This is a genomic window from Nereida sp. MMG025 (assembly GCF_021654165.1).
In the GTDB taxonomy this organism is placed as follows: Bacteria; Pseudomonadota; Alphaproteobacteria; order Rhodobacterales; family Rhodobacteraceae; genus Nereida.
This window is the reverse complement of record NZ_JAKFZN010000008.1, coordinates 60,225-70,392: the sequence shown is the minus strand read 5'-3', so window position 1 is coordinate 70,392 and position 10,168 is coordinate 60,225. Positions and strand designations below refer to the sequence as shown.

The following is a 10,168-nucleotide window of genomic DNA, read 5'->3' as shown; positions in this document are numbered from 1 at the left end:
AGTATGGTTTGCAGCAGCTTCGAAAGACGCCAAAGTCGTCACCGCAGCAATCAGTGATCTCTTGGCACACGCATATAGAGGGCGGCAAGCGCGAGCTGGAATATGAAGATCACAACAGCAATCGGGTCGAGCTGATCAGCTTTGCGCCTGACGTTCAGGAACTGACAGTTATCAGTGATGGAGAAATTGAGTTGCGTGACAATCACGGTGTTGTTGGGCCGCACGTTGGCGTTGCGCCGTTGTGGTTGTTTAAGCAGCCGACACCGCGGACAGAGCCACGTCAGGGTGTGAAAACCATACTAAGCGATATGCCTGATCTGGAACCGCTGGATCAACTGCACGCGTTGTCTGATGTGATCCGTGACATGATCGCTTTTGAGGTCGGCGCGTCACAAGCCGATTGGGGTGCTGAGGAGGCGATCGCCCACGGCAAAGGCGTCTGTCAGGACCACACACATATCTTCCTAAGTTGTGCACGACAGTTGGGGTATCCTGCGCGATATGTGTCTGGCTATCTGATGCTGAATGACCGAACCGCACAAGAAGCAATGCATGCATGGTCTGAAGCCTATGTAGAAGGATTGGGGTGGGTTGGTTTTGACGTGTCTAACGGCGTGTCTCCTGATACACGCTATGTGCGTGTTGCGACGGGGCGGGACTATTCTGAGGCTGCCCCGGTGTCTGGAACGCGCATTGGCGGCCAAGGAGAAACCCTGTCTGTCGTGATTGATGTAGTGCAGCAATAGGACCGCCTGGATGACGTACTGTGTAGGGATGATGCTGGATCGGGGGTTGGTTTTCATGTCCGACACTCGGACGAATGCGGGCCTCGACAATATTTCGACCTTCCGAAAGATGTCGATTTGGGAAACGCCAGGGGAGCGTTCGATCACTTTGATGTCAGCTGGAAATCTGGCCACGACACAAGCGGTTGTAAGTCTGCTGGATGAACGAGGTAAATCCCCTGACGACCGCGCACCATCACTGCTTGAGGTTCCCTCGATGTTTCAAGCGGCACGTATGGTCGCTGACGTGTTGCGTGACGTAATTGCAAGCCACGCTGACACCGGCCAACGCGCTGACAGCACCTTCAACGCGACACTTATTTTGGGCGGTCAAATTGATGGTGGCCCCCATCGCCTGTTCTTGATTTACCCCGAAGGAAATTTCATCGAAGCGGCCCAGGACACCCCGTTTTTTCAAATCGGCGAAACCAAATACGGCCGTCCCATTCTTGTGCGGGCATACGAACCTGAAATGAGTTTTGAGGCGGCTATGAAACTGCTTCTGGTAAGCTTTGATTCTACCCTGAAAGCCAACCTGACCGTTGGTGCGCCTTTTGACTTCCATTGCTATGAAAAAGACAGCCTAAAAACGGGACCAACGGGCCGCATAGCGGGCGATGATCCTTATTTTCAGTCTATTTCTGAAGGGTGGGGCGAAGCCTTGCGCGATGCTTTGGACATGCTGCCGGACTTTACGCTCTGAATAAGTCTGCGGTTTGTATCGATCGCACGGGGTGGCGCGGTTTGCAAAGCATTTAGCGACCGTCCCGGTCAGCCCAACCCGCGAAGGTGCGCTCAAGAAAAATGACTGCGTAGTACAAAAGAATTCCAAGCACGGCCAAAGCAATGAGCACGGCAAACATTAACGGGTAGTCACCATTCGTCTCACCAGATTTGAAGAGTGCTCCAAGACCCCGTCCATGTGGGCTGACGATTTCAACAAGGTTTGTTCCGATAAAAGCCAATGTTGCGGAAACCTTGAGCGCGCCGAAGAACTCGGGAAGTGTTTTGGGTAGGGCAATCTTGCGAAAGATCGTAAAGCGAGAAGCTCCAAGAGCGCGTAGAATATCTCTGTATTCAGGCTCAAGTGTTGAAAGCCCAATGCCAACCGATACGGCGATTGGAAAGAACGAAATCATAAACGCCATAAGAATGGTGTTGAAGTCATGCTGGCCAATGAAAAGAAGCGAGATGACAGGCACCAAGGTCGCCTTGGGGATCGCGTTAAAACCCACAAGCAGCGGATAAAGCGCATCGCGTGCCAGCTTTGAAAAGCCTATGATCATGCCGATCAATGTGCCGACAATTACCGCCAGACACAGACCCAAAACGGTGCGCCAAAGTGTTTGCCATCCCATGACGACAAACAACTCTTTGTATTTCCAAAATGCGGGGGGCAGGTCGGATGGTGACGCCATTTTGTAGTTCGGCCACCCATTGGCCCATACCAGCAATTCCCATGCCCCCAAGAAAATCAAAATAGCAATGACAGGGGTCGCGACCTTACCAAACATCAGGCAGTTCCCTCGTTGGTGCGCCCTTGGGCGATCTTGATTTGATCGCGTAGCGTATGAAGCATGTCGCCGGCCTTTGGCGTGAACAACACATCTAGCGTGCGATCTGCTGGTAGGTCGACATCCATCACATATTGGGTGCGGGCAGGGCGCCCCGACAAGACAATCACCTGATCGCCAAGAAAAACGCTTTCGCGCAGATCATGGGTGATAAGCACGGCTGTAAACGGTTCGGCAGCACGAAGGTCTCGCATCGTCTGCCACAGGTCTTCTCGGGTAAATGCGTCAAGCGCGCCAAACGGCTCATCAAGGATCAAAACCTCGGGTTTATGCACGATGGAACGGCACAGGGACGCGCGCTGGCGCATGCCACCTGACAATTCAGATGGGCGTTTGTCCTCAAATCCGGTCAGCCCTACCATGTCCAGCAATTCCATTGCGCGGGCGATACGGTCTTTGGTTGGCATCTTTGGGGCCACAATTTCGAGCGGCAGGATCACGTTATCCAAAATGCTCCGCCATTCCAGAAGCACCGGGTTTTGGAATGCCATGCCAACTGTCTTGCGCGGACCCGTGACGCGCTGGCCATGCAGCCACACTTCTCCTTCGTCCGGCGTCATCAGTCCGGCGACCAATTTGGTCAGTGTGGATTTACCGCAACCAGAAGGGCCGATGACAGCTGCAAAAGTGCCCGAAGGCACCGATACATCTAACCCGTCAAGCACAGGCAAAGCACCGCTTTCCGTTTGATAAGCGTGCCGTGCATTCTTAATTTCGATGAGATTTTCGATGGTGCTATCCTTGCATGCGGGGCCGCCTGTCAGGCGACCCCGTAGGCTTATTTCAACTGCAAGCTGCCATCGGTTGGCAGATATTTAGGATCAAAATAAAGCGAAGCATCAGGTGCATTGACAAACTCATACACCGATTTTGTCTGCTCGATTGCGTTGGCCATACGGTCTGCATCGATGCCGCCCATGCCATTTTCGATCACATAGTCGGTCAACACGTTTGCATCGATTGCCATTTGCAGGCGCTCTGTTTCAAGGGCTGCATCTGCCGCAGGATTGCGTTTCATCAACGCTTCAATCGCTGTATCAGGTGACGCAATCGCGTCTTTCCAACCCATTGCCACCGCGCCAAGAAAGGACGTTACCGCCTCTGGATTTGCGTCTGCGAACTCGGTGTTAACGATGATCGCGTTTCCGTAAAGATCAACGCCATAATCTGCCATCAGCAAAACGGAAATGTCGTCATCTGCCACGCCCAAACGCTTTAGGTTAAGAGTGGACGAGAACGAAAAACCAGTGATCGCAGCAACGTTGCCTTCGGCCAGCATAGGTTCGCGCGTTGGAAATCCAACAGGTTCGACAGTGATTGCATCAACATTAATGCCAGTTTCAGCCGCAAAGATCGGGAACTGCGCCCAAGCACCGTCGGGGGGCGGTGCCCCGAGGACCTTGCCTTCCAGATCAGACGGTGCGCTGACCCCCAAAGAAGGGCGACCAACTACCGCGAAAGGTGGTTTGTCGTAAACCATCATAATAGCCGTAACTGGAGCGCCGGGGTTTTGGTCAAGAAAGCGCATCAGTGAATTGATGTCTGCAAATCCGATCGGGAAGGCGCCAGTCGCCACCTTTGGGATCGCATCAAGGGATCCAGCCCCTTCACTGATCGTCACCGTCAGGTCGGCATCGGCAAAGTAACCTGCATCCAAAGCGTGAAAGTAAGGCGCCGATGGCCCCTCGAATTTCCAGTCCAATGCAAATGGCATATCCGTTTCGGCAAGTAAGGGGGTCGCCAGTATTGCAGCACAGGCTGCAAGCAATGATTTGTCGAATCTCATCAGAAGTCCTCAGCTTTTCGCAAAATTATCTCTGCCGAAGACTGAGCAGCGATCTGCGCCAGATTACAGACACGACGCCGAAAAAATGGACCTTCCGAGGTCTATGGGGCTTTAAATGACTAATCTGTGAGGCTTCGCCTATTTTCTGGGCAGAATGAAAGAATGCGAGCGTGTCGGGGCAGTGGGAAAGGGCTTTTGCAAAGCGACCCCCATAATTTATGGGCGCCCCGACATGTTACGTTGACGACCGCTTCAATCGGATCACTGCCTTACTCTGCGGCCATCGTGTTTTGGGGTTTTTCGGTCTCGCCATAGCCTTTTGGCACTGGCAGATCGGGCAGGCCCGCTGCACGTTTTTGAAGGGCACGGCCGATGACGACGCGGCTGATCTCGGTGGTGCCATCCACAATGCGCAACATCTGGGCAAGGCGCGACAGGCGATCCAATCCGTATGGTTGCAACAGCCCCATTCCGCCAAGAACTTGCGTACACGTATTCGCGGCCTTCACAGCGGCATCAGGCACAAAGCGCTTGGCATGTGCCGCCATAAGCGGGCCTTCGGGCGTGCCCAATGCTTCAGCCGCCTTGCGATACAAAAGCTTTGAGGCTTCCAGATCGGTCGCAACCTCGCCCAACATCCATTGGATGCCATCCAGATCAAGGTTCGTGCCACCAAACATCTTGCGGTTTTTGGCATAGGACAGCGCTGTATCAAGGGCGGCCTGCATCAGACCGCAACACCCGGAAGCAATAGAGACACGCGCGATATCAATGGCCATAAGCGAGCCCTGCAAACCTTGCCCAATCGGAAGGATGATATTGTCTTCACTCACCACTACGTTATCCAGATACATCTCTGACATGGGCAGGAAGTTATAAGAAGGGGTCTCATAGAGCGGGCCAAAGCTGATACCAGCGGCATCCGCAGGGATCGCGATCATTGCCATATCTTTATGGCCTGGCACATCGCTCGTTTTGACCACGGTGAAATAGATATCCGCCTCGGTCGCCAAGCTGACCCATGCTTTGGCGCCATTGATCGTCCATGTGCCGTCGCCGTTGATCGTGGCGCGGGTGTACATCCTCATAGGGTCCGATCCAGACTGTGGTTCCGTCAGCGCGAAATTTGCCAGTTTACGGCCAGATGTCAGATCACGCGCCCATTTTTCCTTGAAAGGTTCGGTTCCGTATCCGCACCCTGCAAATGTGCAGATGTTGTGCATAGACAAGGCAAAAGCATAGGCGCCATCGCCTTGCCCCAGTTGTTCGTAGACCTGAATGCCTTCGGACAATGGCAGACCTTGGCCGCCCCATTCTTTTGGCGCGTAAAGCCCTGTTAGGCCCGCAGCACCCGCCGCATCAGAGGCCGCACGCGGCCACTTTTTGCTCGCATTCCATGCAGCTACATTTGGCGTGATGACGTCACGGGCATGGGTGCGGGCAGCTTCAATGATGGTTTCAATGTTCGTAGGCAAGGGCGTTCTCCTAAAATAGCCACGCAATATCCGATCTTGCCAACCCAAGTGCTTGAAGGTGGTGAAACGAAAGGCGCGGTCGTTCTGTTTGCTGCGGATTGCCTTTTTTTCCCAAGTAAATGATGGACGCGCCATCTCGCCCGGTGACAACAAATTGTCCAAAAGTGACAAATCTATCGAACTGTGCGGTGGCCGCGCCGATATGCGGTTGGGGTTGCACCTGTCCAGCGCTGAAACGCTTTGTGAAAACTGGCAGCAGACGAAAACCCGACATCTTGGGCGATGGCTTCGATGCTTGCGTCATCCACCTGCAAGCGCCGAATGGCAATATCACGGCGCAACCCGTCTTTGATGGCCTGAAAGGATGTTCCATCTGCATCAAGTTTGCGGATCAGCGTGCGCGGGGTCATATGCAGTGCCGCAGCCGCCCCCACCAAATGCGCGTCCTGCCAAGGGGCTTGGGTCAAAAACGCACGCACCCGAAGCGATTGGGTGTGTTCTTGCGAGCGTGTGAAAATCCAGTCACGCGGCGCGTTTTCCAAAAAGCGATCCAGATCTTGTGTGCTGCGAATTTGCACAGGCCCAAGCGATGACGCATCAAACCGCAATGCTGTTACAGGCGCCGAAAATCGGACCGGTGCGGGAAAGATGAGAGCGTAGTCTTGCTCGAACGGGGGGCGTTCAAATGCGAAGTCCACGCCCGCCAATGGCACCTCAGATCGGGCAAGCCAGGACAATATCCCGTGGGCCAGCTTCAGGATCAACATATGCCCGAACCGCTGCGCAGGTACCTCGTTGCACGCTACCATACACAGGGCGCGGCTCTTGGTCGTTTCGACCAATTCAAATTGGTGATCATCCAACAACAGGTTCCAAAATGTGGAATACCGATAAAGCGCAGACCCAAGCGAGGTGGACTCGCGCACCGACGTAAGCAGGTGTTGCAAGGCCCGTGGTCGAATGGGGCGTGACCAAAGTCCCATCATCTCGTCGCCCGTTTCCACCGCCGCCAGTTGGTACAGGCGAACAATTTGATCAAGCGTGACGCGCCCTTGGGCGAGCCTGTCGTCGCCTAAGCCCGATCTATTGAGCAAAGAAAGATAGTGATCTTCGGAACAAATCGCCCGCAGGCCCGCAAGCCAGTCCTCGATAAACTGGCGCGAGACTGTGGAAAAAGGGGCAGCTGTTGGTTTGCTCATGTCGCACTAACGCTACCAACGAAACTGGCCGCCCGAAAGCTACCAACTGCAGGGATGCACATGCAAAGCGGTCATTTTCTGTCTTATGTGCCCCCCTTCTGCGCTTCGTGGGGCGGCTCTGCTGATTGCGACATATAGGTCCAAGCTTGATCCTGCTTCTGCTTTCTGCGTGGATCAGCTTTGTGAGCTTGTGGTCGATGGAAAGCTGGTCTGCTCCGATATCAAGCATTACACGACCTTTGCTGCGGCTAAGCTGGCCGAACACTTGGTGCGCGATTTGTGCGACTAGGGGTTAAAAAAACCAATAATCAATCTTATGTTAAAGTATTATGCTAAACTATGGATTGAACGCAAAATGACTTTTCAGCTTTCGCAGCTTTCAACAGGTAGGTCGCACAGGCCTAGATGGTCTGTATTTTTCTAATCTTACCTGTACCGTAATCAGAATAAATTCATTTTTGATTTTTTAGGACATATGGGATGCCAACGCTATTCCGTCAGCAAGACAGGCAGGGCGCCTTGCGACAAACCTTGGAAACGACACGCTGGTATTGTTGCGTATGGACGGCCAAGAAGAAATGTCTGCCGATTTTGAATGGCGGATTCAAGCTCTCTCAGATCAACCTGCAATCGACCTCAATACGCTTTTGGGCACACATACGACTGTCGAAATCGACCACGCCATGGGCACGCGTGCCTTTGACGGGATTTTGACAGAAGCCGAAGTGCGCGGTGCGTCTGAAAATGGGTTTCGCTACGATCTGGTTTTGCGCCCATGGCTCCATGTGGCAGGATTACGCCGCAACATGCAGAAGGCTTAGTCGAAAGTTACGACTGGCCGGGCGATTATCTTGATCAAAACGAAGGGCGCGATGTCGTAACCCGTAGAACTGAAACGGAACGCGGCCAAGCGCCGCGTCACAAGGCCGAAGGCGATGTGGTGTCGCTTGGCGCAGGCTGGCGTGTCACGTTGAAAGGTGACGATGTGCCAGATGCCACAGGACGGTCGTTTGTCTGTCTCAAGGCGCAGCACCGTTTCCGCGCACAAGCCTTTGGGTCTGGCGACGCAGGCAGTGACAAAGCGCCATATGACGGCGCATATACCCTAACGCCCAATTACTGTCCCTACCGACCTGAACGCCAGCAGGTAGGGCCACGCGTGCAAGGCCCTGAAACAGCAGTTGTCGTAGGCACGGGCGAAATTGACTGTGACGCACATGGCCGCAGCCTGGTGCGTTTTCACCGGGACCTCGACGGGTCAAACTCAATGCGCGTGCGGGTCAGCCAAAACTGGGCGTCCAAAGGACGGGGTGGCATGGTCGTCACACGCATCGGCATGGAAGTCATCGTCGAACACCTTCGCGGCGATCCCGACAAACCCATCGTGACGGGCTGCGTTTATAATGGAAAAAATACGCCGCCTTATGAATTGCCGGAACAGAAAACCCGCAGCACATTCAAAACCGATACGCACGGGGGTGAAGGGTTCAACGAACTGCGTTTCGAAGATGAAAAAGACAAAGAAGAAATTTACGTCCACGGTCAAAAAGACCGTATTACCAAAATTGAGCATAACCAGTCAAAGCGCGTCAACGTCAAAAAAATTGAAAGTGTGGGCCCTGATAAGGCCAGCGAAGTAGGCAATAACCGCTTGCAGGTCATGGCCTTGGGCCTCTGGGCTTTTGGGGCATTTAGCCAAGAAACGCCGCCTGTGACACAACTCTCAGCCGCAGCAAAGCAAGAGGAAAGCCTGCAAATGGGAAATGAAGCTGAAGTTGCTGCGCGATTTGCACAGGCCCCCCAAATGTGCAAACACTGGCCCTAGCGGTTGCTGCCGGCGACACCGACATCATGGGCCAAGTCACCGCTCTTGATAGTGCAACACTGAACCAAGGGTACGGTCAGGTATCCGCCAAACGCCCCACTTTTACACATAATTTGCTGCGCGAAGCGATGCTGGCGCGTAACTTTGGCGCAACAGAAGTATTGATCGCCAAAGGAGCAAATTTTGCGTTCAAAGATAATGAATTACCCTTCGCCTTGGTCAGTCGTCCAGATCGCCCCCAAGATATGTGGTTTCCAGATTATAGCACAGGTAATGCGATGCTTTCAGCGTGGCCGCGGGCGGGCGGTGATCCGCAAGTGACCCATGTGCGGCTTAACCGCAGTCATTGGGAAAAACATCCCGATGTGCTGGCCGATGATGACGATGGATTTCGGTGTTGCTTGTATCTGCCCAAGAACCGCGGCACAGATGGAATAGGCGCATTTCCCCAGTCATGGTCTAGCGCGACAGCGACAGCGAAGAACCCGACCGCGAGCAATTGATGTTTGGGATGGCGGGCAGCTATGACTTTTTACTGGATTTGCCAAGTTTTCCGGGCGTGCCAGACTGACATGGCAATTGACCACCAGCTTGTTTTACGGCCTTCAAGGCGATTGGCCTGTGAATTTTGCGCAGGGTTTGGGCAATAATGTCCCGCCTCAATACCTTAAGACAATAGAATTTGGACGCATGGCCGCTGATGTGGCTGCAACCGAAGAGTGGGGCCATCAAATCATCTTTACGGACCACGCCTTGGGTGGGGGGCTGGCGTCTGCGGGGGCGATTGCCGCGCGCAAACACAAGGCCGAATTGCGTATCGAAGGACGGACCTACAACGCCGCTGGTCTGCACGAAAATACCGCTGCCACAATTCCTGCGGCGCACTCTGATGCCTCGGACGTGCCCATCCGCGCCCGCCATGTTCACAGCGAAATTCTAAATTCGATGCAATCACGCAACCGTATTGTGCCCCTGCTTGCAGATTTTCTTTTTTGGGGTAGCAAGTCTATGCCCACAGCGGTGCCCAACGCAATCGCACAAGATGGCCATCAACCCCGGGGCCGTCGCCTATCATGGAATTTCTGGTGCGTCCCGAGGGCCAAGAATTACCAAAGCTATTTCGGTTTCGGAATGAAGAATTTGTCAACTCTGGTTTCCCGCATCTTGGTCTAATCCTTGATATTGCAGCAGCGGCCAATGATCTGCCGACTTTCGTTGAAAGAGTCGTGGTTCATCTGATTGGAGTGATTTCCGAAGATGACCTTCTGCACCACTCAGAAGCTCCGGCGCTTGAAACGCTGACGCTGCCTGAACTTAGCACGCTGAAACCATAATTAATGGCCGCAATCCAAACGGGTGCAGCTGTGCCCCCTATCCCTGTCGGCCCCAGTGACTACGCAATTTCTACCATCGCGCCGCTGGTCAACGGGCTTATTACAGATGTCGTCGGACTGGCGCGATTGTTTCTTGCATCGGGCAATTATCATACGTTTTTGCTGCCTTGATTGCGCAATTAAAGCCTGT

At 53.7% G+C, this 10,168-nt stretch carries 13 protein-coding genes; 8 read left to right on the top strand and 5 right to left on the bottom strand.

The genetic code is table 11. From position 1 onward, the window contains the following. On the top strand, positions 1–746 hold a 746-nt coding region (locus L1065_RS14195), incomplete at its 5' end, for a transglutaminase family protein (protein ID WP_237096168.1). A gap of 10 nt (positions 747–756) precedes the next feature. Further along, positions 757–1,488, top strand: a complete 732-nt coding sequence (locus L1065_RS14190; protein ID WP_237096167.1) for a proteasome-type protease — start codon at positions 757–759, stop codon at positions 1,486–1,488. A gap of 52 nt (positions 1,489–1,540) precedes the next feature. On the opposite strand, the gene L1065_RS14185 is transcribed toward L1065_RS14190, so the two are convergent. The 5 genes from L1065_RS14185 to L1065_RS14165 all read right to left on the bottom strand — a co-directional run bounded on the left by L1065_RS14185 (position 1,541) and on the right by L1065_RS14165 (position 6,819). Then, positions 1,541–2,299: an ABC transporter permease gene (locus L1065_RS14185; protein ID WP_237096166.1), complete on the bottom strand. Its 759-nt coding sequence runs from the start codon at positions 2,297–2,299 to the stop codon at positions 1,541–1,543. Further along, complete coding sequence (locus L1065_RS14180) at positions 2,299–3,090, bottom strand: ATP-binding cassette domain-containing protein (RefSeq protein WP_237096170.1); 792 nt, start codon at positions 3,088–3,090, stop codon at positions 2,299–2,301. Before L1065_RS14180 ends, L1065_RS14185 begins: the two co-directional genes overlap by 1 nt. 47 nt (positions 3,091–3,137) lie before the next feature. Beyond that, positions 3,138–4,145, bottom strand: a complete 1,008-nt coding sequence (locus tag L1065_RS14175; protein ID WP_237096165.1) for an ABC transporter substrate-binding protein — start codon at positions 4,143–4,145, stop codon at positions 3,138–3,140. 269 nt (positions 4,146–4,414) lie between these two features. Further along, positions 4,415–5,620 carry an acyl-CoA dehydrogenase family protein gene (locus tag L1065_RS14170; protein WP_237096164.1) on the bottom strand — a complete coding sequence of 402 codons (1,206 nt, stop codon included), beginning with the start codon at positions 5,618–5,620 and terminating at the stop codon, positions 4,415–4,417. Between the two features lie 173 nt (positions 5,621–5,793). Next, entirely contained in the window at positions 5,794–6,819 is a 1,026-nt protein-coding gene (locus L1065_RS14165) for an AraC family transcriptional regulator (RefSeq protein WP_237096163.1), read from the bottom strand. An 85-nt stretch (positions 6,820–6,904) separates the two neighbouring features. Between L1065_RS14165 and L1065_RS14160 the strand changes: the two genes are divergently transcribed. From L1065_RS14160 to L1065_RS14135, 6 genes are all read left to right on the top strand, one after another. Continuing rightward, the gene (locus tag L1065_RS14160; RefSeq protein WP_237096162.1) at positions 6,905–7,108 is read left to right on the top strand and encodes a hypothetical protein; all 204 of its coding nucleotides are present in this window, start codon (positions 6,905–6,907) and stop codon (positions 7,106–7,108) included. A gap of 271 nt (positions 7,109–7,379) precedes the next feature. Beyond that, a complete protein-coding gene (locus L1065_RS14155) occupies positions 7,380–7,640 on the top strand; it encodes a contractile injection system protein, VgrG/Pvc8 family (protein WP_237096161.1) in 261 nt (86 codons plus the stop codon). Further along, entirely contained in the window at positions 7,595–8,644 is a 1,050-nt protein-coding gene (locus L1065_RS14150) for a type VI secretion system Vgr family protein (protein WP_237096160.1), read from the top strand. The genes L1065_RS14155 and L1065_RS14150 overlap by 46 nt, the downstream gene beginning before the upstream one ends. Next, positions 8,626–9,147 (top strand): hypothetical protein, encoded by a 522-nt coding sequence (locus L1065_RS14145; protein ID WP_237096159.1) that lies wholly within the window; start codon positions 8,626–8,628, stop codon positions 9,145–9,147. Before L1065_RS14150 ends, L1065_RS14145 begins: the two co-directional genes overlap by 19 nt. Positions 9,148–9,223: 76 nt before the next feature. Next, positions 9,224–9,817: a hypothetical protein gene (locus L1065_RS14140; protein WP_237096158.1), complete on the top strand. Its 594-nt coding sequence runs from the start codon at positions 9,224–9,226 to the stop codon at positions 9,815–9,817. Between the two features lie 164 nt (positions 9,818–9,981). Beyond that, positions 9,982–10,149, top strand: coding sequence for a hypothetical protein (locus L1065_RS14135; protein WP_237096157.1), 168 nt, complete (start codon positions 9,982–9,984; stop codon positions 10,147–10,149). The last annotated feature ends 19 nt before the right edge of the window (positions 10,150–10,168 follow it).